Genomic DNA, 21498 nt, shown 5'->3' with positions numbered 1-21498 from the left:
ATTTATCTCCAATAATTTAATTAATAATGTAGATAAATCATTCTGTAGTTTTAATTACTAACGATAAAAAACAATTGAATAGTACTTTATATTGATATCATTTAATTCAATATCATTTAAAGCCAATTTTTTTGATTGAATAAATTGATAGAATGAGAATAACTATAATCAAAATTGTGTGTTAATTACTAGAGATATAGCATGTTGTATATAAACACACTAACTAAATGTGCTCGTTGTTGTATTATTCCAATAAAAATATTGTATTATTTATATCTCTTAAGTTGTGTATAAGTAAATTTTAACTCTATATTTGCTTTGAATCTTTCTTTACAAATTTTACTATCATACCAATTCAAAGTTTTGATACCCATAATGAAAAGAGATGAGCAAATTTTAAGTGACTACAATGAAAAATATTTAGGATTAGGTAAACAGTTTTATTTTGAATTTAGCTGTGAACAATTTGAGTTTATTGATTTTTCCCAATCGTTTTTTAAAGTTACTGGATATACAAATGAAAATATAAATGGTAAAAAAGGCTTTTTTGTCGCCTCAAAACAATTTCAAGAAAAAGGGATTCTAATGATTAAAAATATATTAGAGACCTTTATCCAAAAAGAATATTCTAGAAGAGATGATTTTAGAATATTTTTTACCTATCCACTCATTTTTGGGGATGGAACAGAACATGAGTGTTTAGCAAAAGCCGAAGTTATTTTAAATGACAAAAAGTCAATATCAGTCATCAGGTTTAACAATACACTGTTCGATGACAGAGATGACAGTCAGATTACTAATGGAATAAGTTTTATTAATGTAAATGATTCTAACTCATATTACAACATAACTTCCAAGGAAGAATTTATACAATGTCATGCTATTTTAACGTTATCAAACAGAGAGATAGAAATAATACATTTGGTTTCTGAGGGATTGTCAAATGCAGATATATCCGAAAGGCTAAATGTGAGTGCACATACCATAAGTACTCACAAAAAAAATATAGTCAAAAAAACTAAAACCAAAAATATTATGATGACTATCAATTTATGTTTGAGGATGAATTTATTTTAAAATGAATGAAAAAAAATCAGTCATACTAAAACATAGAATCGAAGATATCTTTACCCGCAAAGGAATTTTTAATCAAAAAATTGATTTATCTATAGATGATATAAATCGTTATGATCAAATTAAAAATGAAAGTATCGATTTTTTATATCCTGGAGCTACTGTAAGTTTTATAATTGATTTTGATAACATAGATTTTAAGTTAATTAGAAACGATCAAGGCGATCACCTATTTGGGAAAAAGAATCTTGATTTTGATGTGTTTATGCATACTTTATCCAATTCAATTATAGATATGGACAAAGAGTTTTATGTATATTCTCTCGATAAATTGTTTAGTTATCACCTCTACTTATATTATCAATACAAAGCGATTATTCATCGTTCATCTCTTGTATTTAGAACGGAAAATAAAGTAGGTCACCATCAAACGTACCTGCAGCAAAATATACCTGTCACTATAAAAAATGGACAAATAACATCGTTTTTTATCTCTTTAACCAATGTGACTCATTTCATTAAGGAACAGCATTATGAATTATCATTTCATAATTTGTCGAAGAATGAAACTCAGATATTGGATGTGAAAGAGTTTGTGAACACAGAAGGAGCAACAGATAATTTAACCCTTTCTGATAGAGAAAAGACGATTCTTAAACATATATCAGATGGGCATTCGAGTAAGGAGGTGGGCGTTTTATTGGAAATCTCTGTAGAAACGGTGAACCGTCATAAGAAGAACATGATAAAAAAGAATGGTATGAGAAATATTATTCAATTGGCTTCTGAGTGTATTCGACGTGGAATTATATAATTTAGTGAAACTTAAATAAACAAAAAATAACAGGGTATAAAGGCAAACATTTTCGAAAAGATTTACTCCTCCAACACATTATTCTATATTTGTACAAGGTTTATAAATAGAATAATATACTAAACATGTACAAAGTAATTATCAGTTTGTTGCTTACTCTTGGTCTGTGTTTTAATGTTTCCGCACAAGAAAAGACAGAAAAAAAGAAGAAGAAAAGCAAAAAGACTATTACAGCAGATCCTGATGCTAAACTTCAATCCCCTAAAGATGTTGCATTCGATGAAAAATCGGGTTTGTTTTATATTAGTTCACCAGGAAATAACGGAGTAATTAAGCGTGGCCGTAGAGGAGGTGCCGTATTTGCGGTCAAAGATTTAGATAATCCAAGAGGTGTGCTTATCTATTCAGGAGTTCTTTATGTGGCAGATGCTAAAAAATTAAAGGCATTTAGTATTAAATCAGAAGAAATGCTTTTTGAGGTAGAAATTCCAGAAGCAAAAGAACTGTATTCTCTGACAACAGATGGAAGCCATGTGTATGTATCAGATAATATTGGCAATGCGGTTTATGAAGTAGATCTTAAAAAGAAATCAGCTACTCTTTTAACTAAAGATGTTCCATCGCCAACAGGTTTATATTATAGTAAGAAAAATAGAGACATCATTATCTTAAGTTCTTTAGAAGAAGGAGGAGGAATTTATACGTATAACTTCAAAGAAGATAAGGTAGCTTTAGCCTTAGCCGTTGAAGAATTCCCATACTTGGAAGACATTACATTTAATGGTTCTATGAGTTATTATATCACTGCATTTGGTGCTGATAAAAAGGAAAATGTGATCATTAAAGCAAATGATGCTTTAAGTAGAGAACCAAGAGTGATTCAATCTACAGCTGATGGTCCAGCTGGATTGAAGTATATAAAAAGAACAAATGAATTAGCTATTGCTAATGATTATGGTAATAACTTAAACATTATCAAGTTAGGTTATTAGTATTTTGATATAAACTTCTTGAAATACTTTTTTCAAGTGAAAGGTGATGTATTCAACTGATTTTGTTGAGTATATCACCTTTTTTTAATCGTTTAATATGATTATTTCAATATTTTATTTAATTTAAAACCGTTAAGTGATTTGCTTAGTTTTTTTTGATTAAAGCCAATCTCATTACATTCCGAATTTTGTACAAAACGATAAGAAAACCACTTCATGAGACGAACTTTTATACTTCTATTTTTAGTAGTACTTTTCTGTAGTTGCTCTGAAAATGAAGAAGTTGATACTACTTTACACTTTGAATCTTCCAAAGGTGTAAATGAGGTAGAGATGACGGATTCATTGGATGAAAAGATTATTGAATTTACCAAAGTAGCAGACATTGGTAAAGGCGTGATCAGACGGCCACAAGGTAGTGTTTGGCCTGAACGTATTATTTTAAGACTTCCTTTTACTAGATTGGAAGGTTTTAAAGGATACACAGACCTTGATAAAACACATCTTTTTGAACGTTTTTATTCTTCAGGACGAACTCAAAACCAGTATATTTCTACTTATAAAGATATTTTGGTGAAGAAAATAGCCAAGCCTTCTGATTACACAGAAGTAGAATTACCCAAAGAAATGTTTGATGAAAACCCAAGAGTGGTATACATCGAATGGGTAAATGTTTACAGAAACTAAAGAAAAAAGGACTGCTTCCCCACAGTCCTTTTTTTGTGCTCTTTCTAAATGTTTCATTACAATATGACTCATTTTCTATTTTTACCAATATTTCCAACTACCTTTGTGTTCGTACAAAAGTAGATATACAATGACTTTTAAGGATTTAGGAATTCATAGTGCTATTGTTAAGGCACTTACAGAAAACGGAATTGAAGAACCAACGGCTATACAATCGAAGTCAATCCCGTTTTTAATGCAAGAGGGCACCGATTTTATCGGTCAGGCTCAGACGGGAACAGGTAAGACGGCAGCTTTTGGTTTACCCATACTTCATGCTGTTAATCCTAAAAATCCTCAGCCTCAAGCTTTAATTTTATCACCAACAAGAGAGTTAGGTCAGCAAATTCAGAAACAGTTGTTCAAGTTTACAAAATACTACCACAAAGTATTCTGTGAAGCTGTTTATGGAGGAGCTCCTATAGATATTCAAATCAATAATTTAAAACGCCCTACACAAATTCTAGTGGCCACACCTGGTCGATTAATCGATTTGGTCAACCGTAATGCTGTCGATTTATCTTACATTAAAACTGTAGTGATGGACGAAGCAGATGAGATGTTGAGTATGGGATTTAAAGAAGATTTGAATAAAATTCTTCGTTTAACAACGCATAAGAAAGCCACTTGGTTATTCTCTGCTACCTTCCCAGTAGGTATTAAGGAGATCATCAAGAAATATATGGCTAAAGATGCTTTCAGAATTGAAGTGAACCCAATGAACGTGATCAACAAGAAGATCAAGTTCGAATACTTGATGGTGGAGCCAAAGCAAAAGATGGAAACCCTAAACTGGTTTATCCGTCAGCAAGGTGATGAAAGAGGGGTGATCTTTACGAGAACGAAAGCTGATGCTCAGCAAGTATCAAAACAACTTCATGGAAAGCAGTTTAAAGCAGAAGCGATTCATGGCGATTTATCTCAGAAAGAAAGAGATAAAGTGATGCGTGCTTTTAAATCTAAAAAATTACAGATTCTTGTGGCTACAGATTTAGCAGCTAGAGGTATTGATATTGCCGACTTAGCTTATGTTATCCATTATCAATTACCGGATAAGATGGAATACTTCACTCACCGTAGTGGTAGAACGGCTCGTGCGGGTAAATCAGGAGTATCTGTTTGTTTAGTCAGCAAAAAAGAAATGTCTAGACTAGATGAAATCGAAGATGCTTTTGGTATTACAATGGAACAGATCTTTGATTAATTATCAAATACTCTATTGATATATAGATATAAAAAATCCCTTGACAATTTCTTGTCAAGGGATTTTTTTGTGATGTGTGTTGGATGAATTAAAATCCAGGAATTCCAAAGCTTCCAGAAGAACCTAAAGTAGTATAGCTACTTGTGTCAATCTTGAAAGATTTTTCTTTGATATCTCTTACATAGGCTTTGAAAGAACCTTTAGATTGGTTGTCAATCATTTCAACGCCCAAGATAACTTCTTTGTCTTTTAATTCGATACCAGCTTTTTCACAAATTGCTTTAGTGAAAGATTCGTATCCTTTTAAATCAGCACCAAAATTACCCACGTGAATAATTACAGTCTTATTATCTTTGGTTCCTTTAAATGAACGACATTTTATACCAATAATTTCTTTTTTGATCTTTTTATCTTCAGTAACAGGTACATCAGAAACGCCTAATACATCCAATTGGTCTGTGTTGATATCCGTCTCTAAGGCTACTTTTTGACCAAATTGACGCATAAGGATTTTAATTTTTCCTTTGTTGAAATCAACAACAGAGTATTGAGCTCCTGCATCTTCTTCTAATACCACTCGAGCACCCATTGTATTTTCTGCACCCACTAACGCTCTCGCCTGAGGATATTCTTTTAATTTTCCATTTTCGTAAATCTCAAAGTTGATTTGTTTGTCGAATTGGAAGTTCTGAGCTGTAACAGCTAACTGACAAAAAATTAAAAGAGCTAATGTATTTAATAACTTCATTTTATACTTATATTTTCAAAGAAATCTTATTTGATTTATACACTATGATATAACATCAAATAAGACATTTATCAAAAAGAGTTCGTCAAACTCACCTTACAAAGATAAGAAACAAATCCTCATCAAGGGGTGAAATTAATGTTGATCTATTTGGCTTTTTGATTTTCTAACAATTCGAAGCGACCATGTTTAAAATGTTCGTCATCAAAAATAACATCTTCAGATTGCACCTGAAGTTCAATATGTTTTCTTTTTGGGATGAGCTGACTCATTTCTATACCCATGTTATTCTTTCCTTTTCCTGCTTGTAAATCAATTTTTATTTGATTGTCTGAAATAGAATACTGACCTGGATATTCATAATAAGATCCGTCTCTGTAATCTAGCACATAGGTCACATTTCCATTGTCTTGAAAAATATAAGCTGCAGTGCCTGCTGCAGAGGCGTGGGTGTATATTTTTAAATTGGCATCATCATATTTCTTAATCGGACGATCGTTAGCATAATCCGGTAAGAAAAGTAGTAGGGCCGCAATAAATGTCAATAGAGTTTTCATGTGTTTACATGTTTGTTTGTATACTTAGACGTTAGAAGTCGTCCGGTTACAAATCATGTAAACAATCATTTACAAGATCTAAAATAACTTAACATTAAAACCTCTGATTTATATAATGTTAAGTGAGAACTAGTTTGTTTATTGAACTTAAAACTAAAAAACGAAGCTAAGAAAAAAGGCCTTGTGATCACTCACAAGGCCTTCGATATATCATTCAAAAAGATTAAGCATTAGCTTTTTCTTCTTTTTCGATTCTTTTCTTAGATGTATCGTATACAAGTGGAGCAGCGATAAAGATCGATGAGTAAGTACCGATCATAATACCGATGAATAATGAGAATGAGAATCCTCTCAATGCCTCACCACCGAAAATTAACAATACTAAGATTACTAACAATGTAGTGAATGAAGTAATGATCGTACGGTTCATAGTACCGTTGATCGCTTTGTTCATTACGTCCATCATTTTAGTACCTACAGTAGCATTTTCTTGCTCTTCACGAACACGGTCAAATACTACCACTGTATCGTTAATTGAATAACCAATTACAGTAAGTACCGCTGCGATAAATACTTGGTCTAATTCGAAACCTGCACCTAAAAGGTTAGCAATACCGAACGCACCAAATACTACCAATGTATCGTGTAATAAGGCCATGATTGCACCAGCACCGAAGTTCCACTGACGGAAACGTACCCAGATGTACAAGAAGATACCTAATAAAGAGAACAATACTGCCTCTTCCGCACCATCTGTAATATCATTTGCAATCGAAGCACCTACTTTTGAAGTTGATGGAATAACGAATGTAGTAGCAGAAGGGTTTTGCTTGTCAGCATATTTCAAGCCTGTGAAGCTTTCGATACCTGTAACAATTGCACTCTGTACTTTAGCATCAGTTTCTGATGATTCGTTATCGATTAAGTATGCAGTAGTGATTTTTAATGTATTGTCGTTACCGTAAGTTTTCACTTCAACCGGCTTACCTTCTACATTTTTCACTAAAGCACCTTGTAATTTAGATGGAACTACTGCTTGATCGAAGCTTACAATATACGTACGACCACCAGTGAAGTCAACACCTAAGTTAAGACCTGTAGTTGCTAATGAACCAAGACCAATAGCGATAATAGCTGCAGAGAAGATGTAAGCAACTTTACGTTTACCCATAAAGTCAACATTCATTTTACCAGCTAATTTCTTAGATAAACCAGTTTCGAAGTTCAACTTAGCGTTTTCACCTTTGCTCTTCACGATTTGTGAAACGATCAAACGAGAAATAAATACAGCTGAGAAGAATGAACAAACGATACCGATCATTAATGTTACTGCGAAACCTTTGATTGGACCTAAACCGAAGTAGTAAAGGAAACCACCAGTTACTAATGTAGTTAAGTTGGCATCAAAGATTGTCCAGAATGCTCTGTCATAACCGTTAGAAATTGCAGTCAATAACGACTTGCCATTTCTTTGCTCTTCACGAATACGTTCGAAGATTAGTACGTTGGCGTCAATCGACATACCAATTGTAAGTACGATACCAGCAATACCAGGTAGTGTCAATGCAGCTCCAAGCTCAGCAAGAATACCGAAGATGAAGAAGATGTTCAAACCTAATGCAGCGTTTGCAATTAAACCACCTTTAGAGTAGTAAATTACCATGAACAAGATTACTAGACCAAGACCTAATAATACAGAGTTGATACCTTCTGATTGAGCAACTTTACCTAATGATGGACCAACTACTACTTCTTCAATAATTTTTGTAGGAGCAGGAAGTTTACCAGCTTTCAAGATGTTTGCTAAGTCTTTCGCCTCAGCAACGTCGAAGTTACCAGTGATTTCAGAACGACCACCGTCGATTTCTGATTGTACGTTTGGAGCAGTATATACTTCGTTATCTAGAGCGATAGCGATTTGACGACCTAAGTTTTGGCCAGTCATTTTTTTCCATTTCTTAGCACCTTCTACGTTCATTACCATAGAAACTGCAGGTTGGTTCTTTTGGTCATACGACTGGATCGCGTCAGTGATCACCTCACCAGTTAATTTCGCCTCACGCTCTTTCTTGATTACGTAAAGGTTATAGAATTCTACACCTTGATCGTTTGTTTGGAAAGGTTTGTGACCCCATAAGAATTTCATGTTAGAAGGAGCAATTGACATCACTTCTTTATCACGAAGCATTTTGTTTACTGAAGCAGTATCAGTATCAGCGAATACTAAACCGTAAGGAGAGAAACCTTTCATGATAGGAGAGTATAACTCATCCTCAGGAGTTGCAGTAGAATCATTTGCAGCTACATCTGTAGAATCACCTTCGAAAAGTGAGTTCTCAGAAGAAGATTTAGCAGCATCAGTTGTTTCTGTTACAGCAACATCACCAGCTAAAGCTTTACGTGCTTTCTCTTGCTTTACCCACTCTTGGTTCAATTGGAAGATGTAAGGTTGAGCTTCTTGAAGAGTCCATACTTCTAAGAATTCTAACTTTGCAACACCTTGTAATAGGTTACGTACACGTTGAGGGTTGTCTACACCTGGCAATTCGATTGCGATACGGTTAGTACCTTGAAGACGTTGGATGTTTGGTTGAGTTACACCAAACTTGTCAATACGAGTACGGATAATTTCGAATGCTCTTTCTACAGCACCATCCACTTCGCTTTCTACTAAGTCTTGAACGGCTTTGTCTGGCGAGTTGAATGAAATTCTGTTTTTGTTTGCTGATGAAGCAAAGTAAGTTGCGAAAGGAACATTTTCGTTCTTCTCTTTTAATGAAGTGAAGAAGTTATTAGTAAATGTTTCTCTGTTTTCTCTTGTTAATGTTTCAGCCTCAGCTAAAGCAGCTAAGAAGTTGTCGTCAACGTTAGCACCTGCCATAGCTTTAACCACTTCTACAGGAGAAACTTCTAATGTAACTGACATACCACCTTGAAGGTCAAGACCCAAAGCCAATTCTTTGTTCTTTACTTCTTCGTAAGTGTAAGATTTGAAACCTAAGTCATACACTGGAGTTTTCCATAGAGAATCAATGTATGCTTGCTTTTTAAAGTAGTCTACATGACCTTCAGAATCCATGGCATACTCATCCGCTTGAGATTGGATGTTTCTTGAAACCCATGAGAAAGAAAGGTCGAAAAGACTGAATACTGTTACTAGAACAGCAATGAACAGTATAAAACCTCTGTTATTCATAATATAAGTAAAAAATTAACTATTGAATAGTCGATTGTTGAATATAAAATATATAGTAACACGAAGACTCAAACGGTACAAAAAGCCGCAAGTCTAAATGAATTGTGTTCGAAAATGATAAAATAGGGGGATTTTGCTCTAGGGAGCATTTGGAGCTGCATAATGAGTCATTACACAGGCAGTCTCCACAGAAAGTGAAGCTCTTGAATCGTTGGTAACTAGAGGAGTTTCTGTAGTAGATGTTACCTCTAATTTAAAATCGTTTGCTGAATGAATAGTTTTTACGAAAGCATTGTTCCACTCAATTTTATAAGTAGAATGAGGGATGGCGTCTTGCTGATCTTTTAGGATCTTGATAGACGTTTTTCCTTGTTCGGTATCTTTCTGATGTGCATCCGAAACATCAACAGTCGTATTTACATCATTGTAAATAGCATATGTCGATTCTGCTCCTAGAGTAAGGAGTAGAAGGAATGCCATTACGAATGGAAAAAACTTGAACGATATGTTGTGCTCTTTTTGCATAATACTATTTCAACGCAAAAGTAATATCATTTTACAGAAAACACAATTTAGGTTGTGTTTTTCTGATATGAAATTGTAAAAACGTCATTTTAATGTGTCTAAATGACGTTTTTTGTTGAAAAAAATGAGTATTAAACAAATAGAGTAAGCTTAACGGAGAGGTCAGTCCGTTAAGCTTTACTGTTCTATATATTTATTTGATGTTCATGTCGAGTATATCAATTACTCTAAGCCGTTGCTAATGCTTTTTTAATTTTCTTTTTAGAGATATCAAATACTATGGGAGCGGCAATAAATATTGAAGAATAAGTCCCTGCCAAGACACCCACACAAAGGGTAAAGGCAAAAGTCCTCAAAGCATCACCACCAAAGATCAATAAAACCAATACGACCATTAGTGTGGTGATTGAGGTAATGATTGTTCTATTCAAAGTCCCATTAATAGCCGTATTGATTCTGTTATAGTAAGAATTGTTCTTTTGTTTTTTAGAATCCTCTTCTCTTATCCTATCGAAGACGACCACTGTATCGTTTATCGAATAACCGATAACTGTAAGTACCGCAGCAATAAATACTTGGTCCATCTCAAAACCAAAACCAAGGAGGTTCGCAATTCCGAAAATACTGAAAACAATAAGCGTATCGTGAATTAAGGCGGCAACGGCTCCAATACCAAAACTGGCATTTCTAAACCTCAACCATATGTACATGAATATGCTGACTAATGAGAATAGGACACCTTTTTGTGCTGAGATACTGATGTCATCCGCCATACTTGCCCCAACTTTGGATTGAGAAGGAATAACAAAGGTGTCAGAAGTCGGGTCTTCCTCATCAGCATATTTTTGTCCAGTAAAACTCTCGACACCATCAATAATGGCTTTTTTCACTTGGTCATCACTTTCGGTGGTTTCATCTTCAATAAGGTAAGATGTTGTAATTTTTAATGTTTTATCATCACCATATGTTTTCACTTCTAAAGATTTACCATCAACAAAGTCGGATAATGAGGATTCTAATGCAGAAGGAATTACTTTATCATTAAAACTTACTACATAGGTACGCCCACCTGTAAAGTCGACTCCTTTATTTAAACCTTTGATAGCTAAAGATGATAATCCCGCTATAATCACTATTGAAGAAATGAAGTAGGCCATCTTTCTCTTCTTTAAGACATCGAAGTTTACTCGATTAAAGAATAGACGTGACAATTTCGTTTCAAAATTTAATTGTAACTGTTGTCCTTTCTTTTTAATAAAGTAAGTGATGATCAATCGGGTAACGAATACGGCAGTAAAGAACGAACAGATAATGCCTATGATTAACGTGACAGCAAATCCTTTAATTGGTCCAATACCAAAAGTGTATAGGAAGAAACCTGTAAATAATGTAGTTACATTGGCGTCCAAAATGGTACGGAAGGCACTGTTATAACCCTTAGATATGGATTCTAGAAATGAGCTTCCTTTCTTTTGCTCTTCTCTAATTCTTTCGAAGATTAATACATTGGCATCAATCGACATACCAATGGTAAGCACAATTCCTGCAATACCCGGCAAAGTGAGCACCGCGCCTAATTCGGCAAGAATACCAAATATTAATAAGATGTTCAGAGCTAAGGCAGCATTGGCAATCCAACCACCTTTGGCGTAGTAAAGTGTCATAAATAATAAAACAAGCGATAAGCCAATCACAACAGATTGTATACCGTCTGCCTGTGCAATATCACCTAAAGAAGGGCCAACCACTACTTCTTCTATAATGTGAGTTGGGGCAGGAAGCTTACCGGCTTTTAAGACATTGGCCAAGTCTTTCGCTTCCTCCACATCAAAATCACCCGAAATTTCAGAACGACCTCCATCAATCACCGCTTGTACAGTTGGGGCAGTGTACACTTCATTGTCTAAAACAATAGCCACACGATTTCCATAATTTTCTGAGGTCATCTTTTTCCATTTCTTTGTACCCTCATTATTCATCACCATAGAAACTACCGCCTGATTATTCTGATTGTACGTTTGTTCCGCATCCGCTATATAGTCACCGGTAATTTTGGCTTCGTGTCCCTTTTTGATGATAAATAGTTCAATACACTCTACTCCCTCCACTTTATTAAAGGATTTATGTCCCCAAGCAAACTTCATGTTGGAAGGAATGATAGACATTAAGTTTTTATCATTTAATAATTTATTGACATCAGCAGTATCGGATAGGGCATAAATTAGACTGTAAGGAGAAAGCGTTTTCATTAATGCTGATGAAGGTCTTTCATTTTCCTCATTTTGAGTGATAGGTTCCACTTCATCTATAAATAATTGTTTTTCAGGGTGCTCACTTATTACTTTCTTATTGGTCACTTTTTGATGTTTGACCCATTCATTTTCTATCTTTTGCAAGTGTGGAAAGGCGTCATTCAGATCCCAAACTTCCACAAACTCCAACTTAGCCATTCCTTGCACAAGGTTACGAACACGTTCCGGGTTGTTTACACCTGGAAGTTCCATAGTGATTTTATTCGTTCCCTTAATACGCTGAATATTCGGCTGAGTTACACCAAACTTATCAATACGTGTTCTTATAATTTCGAAAGCACTCTCAACAGCTCCATCAATTTCTTGATTTACATAATTAATAACTGCACTATTATTTGAAGCTAACGTGATCTTATCCTTATTGGTCGAATTCGCAAAGTAACTTGCTAGTAAAATATCATCTTGATCGGTTAACGATTGGAAGAAATTCTGAGAAAATGACTTTCTGTTTTCCTTCGTCAATCGGTCAGCTTGAGATAAAGCGTTCTCAAAAGCATCATTGATATTGTTCGAGGCTAAAGCTTCGATAATTTCTTTTTGAGATACCTCCAATGTAACATGCATACCACCTTGCAAGTCCAAACCTTTGGTTAACTCTTTATTTTTTATCTCCTCATAGGTGTAGTCTACAAAACCTAAATCCACCACAGGCTCTTTCCAAACAGAATCTAAGTAGGCTTGTTTTTTCTGATAATCGACTATTCCATTTTGATTTGTAGCGTGTGTCTCAGCTTTTGATTGCACACGATTGGACATCCAAGTGAAGGATAAGTTATATATACTAAGTAGTGTAACTAATGTTGCAATGAACATTATAAAACCTCTATTTCTCATATTTAGGTCAATTTTTGGACATAGGTTTCCCCTCCCTTTTTTTGATAAAAGGGTTAAGTCCTAAGTATTAATGATTGATTTAAAAAAGTTTGTGTACAAGAATTCAGTCAATCAATATTTTTGATCGCGAAAACACAAACAATAAATAGGAGTGAGGTTTTATTTAGGGAGCATTGGGAGCAATATAGTGTTGCACTATACATTCCTTTCCAGCATACAGCTGACGTAAAGATTCTCTGATTACTTCTTTAAAAATAGGTTGATTAACCCATTCTAAGGTAAAATCAAAAGATGAGTGGAATGTGTTAAGGAATTGATTATTCCAATGAAACTTCTGAGTGTTATGAGAGATGGTCTTTGGGAAGTCCTGAGCAAGGTCAGTACCGTCCACAAAAGTGTCCTCTTGATGAAGAACCGTTATCTCCGTACCATTAGAAGCTTGGTTAAGGGCATGCACTGCTTCTCCTCCTAATGAAAAGAGGATAGCAAAAGCCATCAACAATGGAAATAATCTAAATGATATAGTGGGGTTATTATTCATCAACTACGAAACTAAAAAATCAGTTGATGAAAATAGAGGTTTTAAGATTATTTAATTGTTAATGAATGAGAAGGTACTCCCTCTTAATGAGGGAGTTAATCCTTACTTTATTCTTGTATTCGATTTAGCAGAAATCTGAGGAACTTGTTCTCGGTTATTTAACCTTCTAGCCATGTACTGAACATTTTCAGTAATGTACTCAGACATCTCATCGATGGTGATTTGACCATTTTTATTTAAATCTGCAGCTCCTTGTAGACCTTTCAAATAGAAATAAGTAAAAAGACCATGTCCTTTTTCGTTATACCAAGAAGCCACCTGTTCAGAAGCTGTGGCTGTCATAATCACACTATTATCACCTTCTAATACCTTACTCTTCGTCTTTATAAAAACAGGAGAGATACTTTTAAGTAACATACCGCCATCAGAAGATCCACTAAAGCAAGCGTCCATCACTACGGTAAGTGATTTAAAAGGCATCTGTTCTAAATTATCGTACAATGTTTTTACACCGTATCCGTTAAACTGAATTAAGGAAGGGTCGGTATCTACAGGTACAAAATATCCCTCGTTCGATTCCGGATTAGGTGCTCCGTGTCCACTGTAATAAATAAACACATCGGACATATTCGGCTTGATATAGTTGTATAACTTTCCTTTAGGATTACCTTTAATACCAAAAATAGCGTTGAAATCGGCTTGAGTGGCATCTTCTACATAAATAATATTACCTTCTCTATATCCATAAGTCTGCATCAAATACTTTTTCATTGTGGCAGCATCTCTTAGAGCAAAGCTTACTTCTGGTACATCATTATTTCTATAGTTCTTATTGCCTATGACAACGGCTACGGCATCTTCATTTACTCTTCCACCTTGTGGGATATTGATGTCAACATCAGATGGAGGTAATATTACTTCTTTTACTTCTTCCTCTGGCTGCTTTACTGTTAAAGGTTCTTCCTTTATTGGTTTTGCAGGTTTAACATCTTCTTTTTTAGTTATAACTACAGGAGGAGTGGTAACTATATTTACATTTTCTTTTTTAGTGACTGCCTGAGGTCCTTTCTTTAAGTTGGTAGATGCTGCCGACATCAATGGTCTGACAATTTTATTGAAAGCCATAGTAATTTGTCTTCCCTTATCAGATGTAAATTCTGTGGGAGAGTCGTTTGTTGCCTGAGCAAGAAATCTTTGGGACTTTGTATCATATACGGTGGCAGTTACTGTGGCATAACTTCCTTTGTTGGTATTATGAAATGATACATCAACTTCTGTATAATACTTTAAACCAAATTGCGTAATCAGATTGTTTTTTACCTTTTCCTCTCCAATGTAACATTGTCCTGAGGTGGCATAACCTCTAATTATATTATAAGAACTAATTACATTATACCCCATTTTTTTATACACTGTCTCAATTGATTTAAGTGCAATTTTGTTATGGTAAATCTCAAAAGAGTTACAAATAGAGGCACCTTGATCTATTTTAGGAATAACCATAATGGTCTTTTGTGCATATACATGACAACCTAACAGGATAAAAAGAGATAGTAATAGTTGTTTCATGATCAGTTTGATGAGTTTGTGTTAAATACCATGATTATAAGTAAAGACATCTTTTCGTCTTGGTAGGACAAACAAAACCAGGCTTTTTTTGTTCTATCATTAGTAAATAAAGAATATCTGATATACATGAGTTCGAAAACTCACAATAAAGATACGGATCTATTTCTAATATAAACTATTGATCATTTCTTCTATTTGTCTACCATGAAAAAAATTGCTCTATTTTTGAGTTTTTCTATTCTATTCCTTCTTACTAACTGTAGTGATAAAGAAGAACCAATTTTTACCACACTATTTGATGATAACGATACCACTCAGGTAGTGGTTGACGATGGCATACCACGTAAAGTAATGTCATTTTTAGCATTAGGAGATTCTTATACAATAGGGGCAAGTGTAAGTAAAGAGGACCGATGGACAGAACAACTAAAGGTAGCTTTAGAAGATCGTAGATACACAATAGAGGATGATATTGTTTATGTGGCACAAACAGGATGGACGACATCTAATTTAATAGATGCCATAAATAGAAGCGATTTAGAAGAAAACTATGATATAGTTACCTTATTAATCGGAGTGAATAATCAGTTTCAAAGAAGGGATATTAGAATTTTTGAAGAGGAGTATAATGAGTTGTTGACCACGGCAATAAATTTTGCAGGAGGTACCAAAAATGTAATCGTTTTATCTATACCAGATTATGGATACACCTACACGCAACCCAATTTTCAAATCACTCAAGAAATAGATCAATACAATAATCTAAAAGAAAGAATTACAAATAATAGAGGAGTGAAATTTTATAATATTACTTCTACCACACGTCAAGTAAGAGAGAGGCCAGAATTAACCGCAAGTGATGGATTACATCCCTCAGGTGAATTGTATGGTTTGTGGGTGAATCAAATAATAGACGATGTGAAGGACCAACTTAAAGAACCTCCGGAGTAGGTAACGTATTAGAAAAGTTGACCAACTTTTTTGCGAAGTTATCCCAAGACATTTCCTGCTTTAAAGCTTTAATATTACTTGAATACTCCGAAGTATCTTTATCAAAATATTCTATTATCGTTTTAGCAATCAATTTACTTTCTGCCTTATAGATTATCTCTCCTGTTTTACCTGGTATAACCAACTCTTTTAACCCTCCCACATCAGTGGCAATAATCGGCAATTCAAAGTGTAAGGCCACGGCGGTCACACCACTTTGAGTGGCTGATTTATAAGGTAATACACAAACATCGGCAGCAGAAAAATAAGTAGACACTTCTTGATCTGAAATATACTGATTGAAACAATGTATTCTATCCTTATTCTTGTTTTGGTCGATCAGCTGTTGATATACATCAAAAGAACCATATACTTCTCCTGCAATAACTAATTGATACGAATCGTCGAGTTCATCAAATGCTTGAATCAGTAAATCAATACCTTTATATTCTCTGATAAACCCAAAAAATAAGAGTGTCTTTTTATCTTCTTGTAATCCCAATTCCTTTCTTGAAGCTTCTTTATCAGCTATTGCTCCAAAATGATTGTATAAGGGATGAGGTCGTTCTAAAGAAGAAGCATTAGGTATAAATGCTTTTAAATCTTGATCTACAGAAGCACTCATCGTAATAAAACCATGATGTTGCTTCAGGAAATAAGAAGTAAAAGGTTTGTCGATGACTCTACTTTCATGTGGTATGACATTATGTAGAATACTGATGACTTTATATTTATCTTTTAAAAGCTTCGCTACTGTTCCTAAAGAGGGACCAAAAAAGCTCATCCAATACTGTGTGATGACAAGGTCTGGAGCAAATTTTTCAATGCTTTTTGCGGTTGTATAATAGGTAATGGGGTTAATGGAATCTAAAACTTCTTCTGATTGAAGTTGTTCTGTAGTATCCTTATCTGTAACATACTGTGTAGATCCTGGAAATAAAAAGTTAGGATATTGTCTTGTAAAAGTAAATGCTTTTACGTTGTGTCCTAACTGTTCTAAAGCTGTAAATAAAGCATTCCCGTACTGTGCAATTCCTCCCCTAAATGGATAAAAAGTCGATAAAATCGCTATCCTCATTCTTATTGATTATATTCTATTCTTACCTTGAAATCTGATCCTACTGCCCCAATTTTTTTAGCGGTTTCTTCTGAAACTCTAATGATAATACCATCTTCAATGGCAGCATCAGGTAATGGGGCCACCACTCGAACAATCGCTTGACGGTCATTATTTGGGTTAATCACTTTGATATAAGACCCTACTGTTTCCGTTCTGTGCAACGCCATCAGTTTACTGGTATTATTTGGTAAATCTACCACTTGACCATTACCTCTTTCAACCTTTTGCATAGGAATATTGTAATCTTTGGCCTCTTCAATGGTTAAATCAGCATAAGACTTTGAGTGTACTTCTATGGCTTTTTGGTCGATATTTTTCAATTCACCTGTCACACTTACTATAATCTGTTGGCCTTCTGTTAATGGTTTATCCGGTAATATTCCGTTCCAAACAGAAAGGCTATCTACGACTACTTGATGTGAAAAGGCGATGGCTCTTAATGTTTCTCCATCTTTAGCATTATAGTATACAGGGTTACTACCTTCTGCAACAGCCACCTTATCGAAATTATTTTCTTGAGGAGTAATTACTGTTTCAGTATTATTCTCTGTAGAAATAGTAGGGATCTGTAATGTCTGACCTATTTTAATCACATTGTTTTCGATATTATTGGCTTTAATAATATCCTGAACAGAGACATTGTATTTTCTAGAAATAGAATACAAAGTTTCTGATGCCTGAACAGTATGTGAAGTATTTGTCTGAGCAAAAAGTATAGAGGCATTACAGCACAGAAAAAATAATATGTATGCTACAAATTTCATGATAGTTAATTGTCTGTCGGTGGTAAGGGGATGCCACAAAGTGTGATTTTGTCTTCAATATAAACAAGCATTTGATCGATCACAAAGAAGCTATCCATAATTTGCTCTTTTACCTCTTTATCCATCAATTGATTATATAAAATATCACCTTCCATAGAACAAATAAGCATTCTTCGAGATAATTGATCTCCCTGTTTTTCCATAAAACAGAAATTGATACTCGATGCTGTTTCCAAATAATGAATACTACTGTCTCTTTCTGGATGAAACCCTTGACCTTCTAAAAATTCTACCAAAGAAGAAGTGTGTTCTGAATCCGATGGATAAATGACTGGATTTTGAATACCCAAAGCCGTATCTACCAATTCAGGATCCTTTTCATTATCTTGAACAATAATGGCTTCAAGGATATCCAACTTCTCCATTTTCTTTACTTTAGGCATACGCTGATCGTGAGCGAATTCATTAAAATATAAGAATCCGTCTTTTACGCCAGCCATCGTTACCCACCACTTTTCTTTTAATTGTAAGCCTTCCCAAACGACTTCCTGATTCTCTAATCGTATACACGAAAAGCAAACCTCTTTTTCTTCGGAAGAACGCATTTCGACAAGTAATACTTTTAATTGATGATCATAAAGTATTCTCCAAACTTGTCCGTAGGCTAAATAATTTAAAGTTTTTGAAAGTGATGCCATAAAGAATAGTATAAGTGATGATTCAAAGATCATCATTCGATAATTGATATCAAAGTATCGTTTTAGTGCTATATTAATGATTTACTTTGTAAATTGTACACATCAATTGATATGTGATAAGGTGAAATCGATGAATTCAAATGAAACAATATCACTATCAATGGATTAAAATAACTGAAGGAGATGAAAAATTTCCAATTAAAAAATATCCATTCAGTTAAACAGAAACAGAGTTTCTACTTTTTGGTGTAATTGACTAACAATAGTATGAAGAAAATTTTCTATATCATCACTTTATTATTCACCTTTCAGAGTATCAATGTATTTGCAGAAAAGGACCCGGTGGTGTTTCAATTCGAAATTCGAGAAGATATTAATCCAGTGATGTCACGACAAGTGAAATTGGCATTGGATGAAGCTACAGAGCAAAAAGCAGATTATGTCATCATTGATATGGATACCTATGGAGGTGCTGTAAATGATGCGGATAAGATCAGACAAATGATTTTAGATTACTCAACGCCGGTGTATGTATTTATTAATAAAAATGCAGCAAGTGCAGGTGCATTAATCTCCATAGCATGTGATTCGATCTACATGGAAACAGGATCAAACATTGGTGCGGCTACCGTAGTGATGGGAGGCACTGGAGAAGCAGCCCCAGATAAATACCAATCGTATATGCGTTCAATGATGCGTTCAACTGCAGAAAGTAATGGACGTAATCCGGATATTGCAGAAGCCATGGTCGATCAAGATCTGGTGGTAGAAGGTATATCAGAAGAAGGAGAAGTAATTACTTTTACCGTTTCTGAAGCCATTAAAAATGGGTATTGCGAAGCCAAAGTAGCTGGAGTAAAAGATATCATGAAAAGGAGTGGAGTAGATAGTTACACGCTTGTAAATTATGAGCAATCGACTACCGAAAGCATTATCTCTTTATTCTTGAACCCAGCAATTAGTGGTATTTTAATTCTAATCATCTTAGGAGGTTTGTACTTCGAATTACAATCTCCAGGTGTAGGTTTCCCTTTAATTGCAGCAATTGTAGCAGCAATTTTATATTTAACTCCCTACTATTTAAATGGTATGGCCGACAACTGGGAAATTGTACTAATTGCGTTAGGTATAGTATTGATCATATTGGAAATATTTGTCGTCCCAGGATTTGGTGTCACAGGAGTATCAGGTATTAGTTTATTAGTGATAGGATTGGTACTCGTAATGCTAGAAAACGACTTCCTAGATTTTACTTTTGTTGATTCAACTCGAATTTGGACATCTCTAATTAGTGTGATGGGCGCAATGTTCGTTGCAGGAATGTTTATTCTAACTTTCGCCCATAAGATTATGGATATGCCAATGTTCAACAAAGTAGGTTTAAGAGAGTCCATGACTTCCGAAGATGGTTATTCAGCAGATGTATTCGAAGCCTCTTTTGTAGGACAAGTAGGGATAGCACATACTGTATTAAGACCCTCAGGAAAGATTAAAATAGATAACGACTATTATGACGCAACAACCGAAGGAGGTTTCATAGAAAAAGGAACTGAAGTCGAAGTAGTTAGTCAGAATAACATGTCGTTAAGAGTAAGGGAGTTGCAGAGTTAAAAACGCTCTTCACTTTTCCCTCTTCACTCTTCACTTAAAAAAGCAGAGAGGAGTATCTTTAAAAAGATACTCCTCTCTGCTTTTTTACTCCACCAACGCCACCGCTTTTTTTATCAATTTTATTTCTTGAAAAGGAGGTTCTACTTGGTTAATGGATAATATGATGGTTGAATTATGAATAGGGTCATAAGCCATTAAGCTACCCCAAAAACCGCCATGTCCATAATAGATTCTATCGTTAAAGCTGTAGGTAGTGATACCCATTCCGTATTTTCTTCCAATAGATCGAGCTTCTGTCATCATCTCTAGCGTTTCTTTTTTCTGAAAGAGTTTTTGATCAAATAACCCATGGATGAATTTGCTTAAGTCTTGGGTGTTGGAAACGAGGCCACCTCCACCCCAATCGTAAGAAGTATTGACATTTCCTGTAATTTCCCAATCTCCAATATAAGCAGAAGCTTGTTTGTTTTTGGAAGGATTTTCTTCGTGATATTCAAAGTAAGTAGAGGTCAATTCTAGAGGATCAAGTATTCTTTCTCTGTAATTTTCTGCTAACGATTTTTTGGTGACTTTTTCTATGGTTAATCCTAATAGAAAATATCCAACGTCTGTATAATAATAGCCAGAATCAGGTTGAAAATGAGTCATATGATTTACCTCATTTTTATAGTAAAACTCAAAAAGCTTTTCTGGAGTCCATTCTTTTTGAGAATGTTTTTTCATATGATCCACAAATGTTTCATATGTGTCAATAAAAATATCTCCTAAGCCAGAGCGGTGTTGTAAAAGCTGTCGGATAGTAATTGTATTACCATAAGATTTTCCTTGATACAGATGAAGACTATCGAACTGTAAATAGTTTATATCAGATAAATACCTAGAAACAGGGGCGTCAAGATCAATTAAATCTTCTTCCATCATTTGAAGAATGACCGTAGAGGTAAACATTTTAGTAATACTAGCGATCTTAAAAGTAGAGTTCTTATTTACTTCATCACCTTTAACATTTAAATGTCCAAACCCTTTGTGTACTAAAATTGAGTCATTTTCTATGTAGCAGAAAATATTAGCTACAGGAGCTTTTTGTGAATCTGTCAATAACTTGTTCACATATTTCTCAAACTTGTGAATATCTTTTTGATTTACCTGTCCATAAGCAGTGGTCATTGATAAAATGAAGAAAAATAAAATTCTCATTCGTAGATAATTATAATAAATATTAT

Annotated in this window: 18 protein-coding genes; 7 read left to right on the top strand and 11 right to left on the bottom strand. The window is 34.5% G+C overall.

The window, feature by feature from the left end; all coding sequences use genetic code 11:
- Positions 1-375 precede the first annotated feature (375 nt).
- From KMW28_RS15260 to KMW28_RS15240, 5 genes are all read left to right on the top strand, one after another.
- Positions 376-1077, top strand: a complete 702-nt coding sequence (locus tag KMW28_RS15260) for a helix-turn-helix domain-containing protein (protein ID WP_169662592.1) — start codon at positions 376-378, stop codon at positions 1075-1077.
- Between the two features lies 1 nt (position 1078).
- Complete coding sequence (locus tag KMW28_RS15255; protein ID WP_169662591.1) at positions 1079-1888, top strand: helix-turn-helix transcriptional regulator; 810 nt, start codon at positions 1079-1081, stop codon at positions 1886-1888.
- A gap of 125 nt (positions 1889-2013) precedes the next feature.
- Positions 2014-2880 carry a YncE family protein gene (locus tag KMW28_RS15250; RefSeq protein ID WP_169662590.1) on the top strand — a complete coding sequence of 289 codons (867 nt, stop codon included), beginning with the start codon at positions 2014-2016 and terminating at the stop codon, positions 2878-2880.
- A 216-nt stretch (positions 2881-3096) separates the two neighbouring features.
- On the top strand, positions 3097-3567 hold the full coding sequence (locus tag KMW28_RS15245) for a hypothetical protein (RefSeq protein ID WP_169662589.1): 471 nt from the start codon (positions 3097-3099) through the stop codon (positions 3565-3567).
- A 130-nt stretch (positions 3568-3697) separates the two neighbouring features.
- A complete protein-coding gene (locus KMW28_RS15240) occupies positions 3698-4810 on the top strand; it encodes a DEAD/DEAH box helicase (RefSeq protein ID WP_066205089.1) in 1113 nt (370 codons plus the stop codon).
- Between the two features lie 88 nt (positions 4811-4898).
- Here the strand turns inward: KMW28_RS15240 and KMW28_RS15235 are convergent, their stop codons facing one another.
- The 7 genes from KMW28_RS15235 to KMW28_RS15205 all read right to left on the bottom strand — a co-directional run bounded on the left by KMW28_RS15235 (position 4899) and on the right by KMW28_RS15205 (position 15092).
- Complete coding sequence (locus tag KMW28_RS15235) at positions 4899-5558, bottom strand: hypothetical protein (RefSeq protein WP_169662588.1); 660 nt, start codon at positions 5556-5558, stop codon at positions 4899-4901.
- Positions 5559-5704: 146 nt separating this feature from the next.
- Positions 5705-6115, bottom strand: a complete 411-nt coding sequence (locus tag KMW28_RS15230) for a hypothetical protein (RefSeq protein ID WP_066205095.1) — start codon at positions 6113-6115, stop codon at positions 5705-5707.
- A gap of 223 nt (positions 6116-6338) precedes the next feature.
- Positions 6339-9311, bottom strand: a complete 2973-nt coding sequence (secDF, locus tag KMW28_RS15225) for a protein translocase subunit SecDF (RefSeq protein ID WP_169662587.1) — start codon at positions 9309-9311, stop codon at positions 6339-6341.
- Between the two features lie 138 nt (positions 9312-9449).
- Entirely contained in the window at positions 9450-9791 is a 342-nt protein-coding gene (locus KMW28_RS15220; protein ID WP_169662586.1) for a hypothetical protein, read from the bottom strand.
- A 272-nt stretch (positions 9792-10063) separates the two neighbouring features.
- Entirely contained in the window at positions 10064-12982 is a 2919-nt protein-coding gene (gene secDF, locus KMW28_RS15215) for a protein translocase subunit SecDF (protein ID WP_169662585.1), read from the bottom strand.
- Positions 12983-13145: 163 nt separating this feature from the next.
- On the bottom strand, positions 13146-13478 hold the full coding sequence (locus KMW28_RS15210) for a hypothetical protein (protein WP_183363925.1): 333 nt from the start codon (positions 13476-13478) through the stop codon (positions 13146-13148).
- A gap of 147 nt (positions 13479-13625) precedes the next feature.
- Positions 13626-15092 carry a caspase family protein gene (locus KMW28_RS15205; RefSeq protein ID WP_169662583.1) on the bottom strand — a complete coding sequence of 489 codons (1467 nt, stop codon included), beginning with the start codon at positions 15090-15092 and terminating at the stop codon, positions 13626-13628.
- Between the two features lie 204 nt (positions 15093-15296).
- Between KMW28_RS15205 and KMW28_RS15200 the strand changes: the two genes are divergently transcribed.
- Positions 15297-16043 (top strand): SGNH/GDSL hydrolase family protein, encoded by a 747-nt coding sequence (locus KMW28_RS15200; RefSeq protein WP_169662582.1) that lies wholly within the window; start codon positions 15297-15299, stop codon positions 16041-16043.
- On the opposite strand, the gene KMW28_RS15195 is transcribed toward KMW28_RS15200, so the two are convergent.
- From KMW28_RS15195 to KMW28_RS15185, 3 genes are read right to left on the bottom strand one after another with little or no spacing between them, the layout of a single operon-like run.
- Entirely contained in the window at positions 16024-17160 is a 1137-nt protein-coding gene (locus tag KMW28_RS15195) for a glycosyltransferase (RefSeq protein ID WP_169662581.1), read from the bottom strand. The two genes, KMW28_RS15200 and KMW28_RS15195, sit on opposite strands and share 20 nt — an antisense overlap.
- 2 nt (positions 17161-17162) lie before the next feature.
- Positions 17163-17966, bottom strand: a complete 804-nt coding sequence (locus tag KMW28_RS15190; RefSeq protein WP_169662580.1) for a DPBB and LysM peptidoglycan-binding domain-containing protein — start codon at positions 17964-17966, stop codon at positions 17163-17165.
- A gap of 5 nt (positions 17967-17971) precedes the next feature.
- Positions 17972-18664 carry a DUF4905 domain-containing protein gene (locus KMW28_RS15185; RefSeq protein ID WP_169662579.1) on the bottom strand — a complete coding sequence of 231 codons (693 nt, stop codon included), beginning with the start codon at positions 18662-18664 and terminating at the stop codon, positions 17972-17974.
- Between the two features lie 267 nt (positions 18665-18931).
- Between KMW28_RS15185 and KMW28_RS15180 the strand changes: the two genes are divergently transcribed.
- Positions 18932-20275, top strand: coding sequence for an NfeD family protein (locus KMW28_RS15180; RefSeq protein WP_169662578.1), 1344 nt, complete (start codon positions 18932-18934; stop codon positions 20273-20275).
- A gap of 84 nt (positions 20276-20359) precedes the next feature.
- Here the strand turns inward: KMW28_RS15180 and KMW28_RS15175 are convergent, their stop codons facing one another.
- Positions 20360-21472 carry a serine hydrolase domain-containing protein gene (locus tag KMW28_RS15175; RefSeq protein ID WP_169662577.1) on the bottom strand — a complete coding sequence of 371 codons (1113 nt, stop codon included), beginning with the start codon at positions 21470-21472 and terminating at the stop codon, positions 20360-20362.
- Between the last annotated feature and the right edge of the window lie 26 nt (positions 21473-21498).

Source organism: Flammeovirga yaeyamensis (assembly GCF_018736045.1).
GTDB classification, from domain to species: Bacteria; Bacteroidota; Bacteroidia; order Cytophagales; family Flammeovirgaceae; genus Flammeovirga; species Flammeovirga yaeyamensis.
The sequence above is the reverse complement of the archived record's forward strand: the minus strand, read 5'-3'. Positions and strand labels throughout refer to the sequence as shown.

Coding starts and splice junctions, on each gene's coding strand:
- KMW28_RS15185 (WP_169662579.1), bottom strand. CDS start 18,664: ATGGCATCACTTTCAAAAACTTTAAATTATTTAGCCTACGGACAAGTT.
- secDF (WP_169662587.1), bottom strand. CDS start 9,311: ATGAATAACAGAGGTTTTATACTGTTCATTGCTGTTCTAGTAACAGTA.
- KMW28_RS15180 (WP_169662578.1), top strand. CDS start 18,932: ATGAAGAAAATTTTCTATATCATCACTTTATTATTCACCTTTCAGAGT.
- KMW28_RS15260 (WP_169662592.1), top strand. CDS start 376: ATGAAAAGAGATGAGCAAATTTTAAGTGACTACAATGAAAAATATTTA.
- KMW28_RS15205 (WP_169662583.1), bottom strand. CDS start 15,092: ATGAAACAACTATTACTATCTCTTTTTATCCTGTTAGGTTGTCATGTA.
- KMW28_RS15195 (WP_169662581.1), bottom strand. CDS start 17,160: ATGAGGATAGCGATTTTATCGACTTTTTATCCATTTAGGGGAGGAATT.
- KMW28_RS15245 (WP_169662589.1), top strand. CDS start 3,097: ATGAGACGAACTTTTATACTTCTATTTTTAGTAGTACTTTTCTGTAGT.
- KMW28_RS15235 (WP_169662588.1), bottom strand. CDS start 5,558: ATGAAGTTATTAAATACATTAGCTCTTTTAATTTTTTGTCAGTTAGCT.
- KMW28_RS15240 (WP_066205089.1), top strand. CDS start 3,698: ATGACTTTTAAGGATTTAGGAATTCATAGTGCTATTGTTAAGGCACTT.
- KMW28_RS15175 (WP_169662577.1), bottom strand. CDS start 21,472: ATGAGAATTTTATTTTTCTTCATTTTATCAATGACCACTGCTTATGGA.
- secDF (WP_169662585.1), bottom strand. CDS start 12,982: ATGAGAAATAGAGGTTTTATAATGTTCATTGCAACATTAGTTACACTA.
- KMW28_RS15190 (WP_169662580.1), bottom strand. CDS start 17,966: ATGAAATTTGTAGCATACATATTATTTTTTCTGTGCTGTAATGCCTCT.
- KMW28_RS15255 (WP_169662591.1), top strand. CDS start 1,079: ATGAATGAAAAAAAATCAGTCATACTAAAACATAGAATCGAAGATATC.
- KMW28_RS15210 (WP_183363925.1), bottom strand. CDS start 13,478: ATGGCTTTTGCTATCCTCTTTTCATTAGGAGGAGAAGCAGTGCATGCC.
- KMW28_RS15230 (WP_066205095.1), bottom strand. CDS start 6,115: ATGAAAACTCTATTGACATTTATTGCGGCCCTACTACTTTTCTTACCG.
- KMW28_RS15250 (WP_169662590.1), top strand. CDS start 2,014: ATGTACAAAGTAATTATCAGTTTGTTGCTTACTCTTGGTCTGTGTTTT.
- KMW28_RS15200 (WP_169662582.1), top strand. CDS start 15,297: ATGAAAAAAATTGCTCTATTTTTGAGTTTTTCTATTCTATTCCTTCTT.
- KMW28_RS15220 (WP_169662586.1), bottom strand. CDS start 9,791: ATGGCATTCCTTCTACTCCTTACTCTAGGAGCAGAATCGACATATGCT.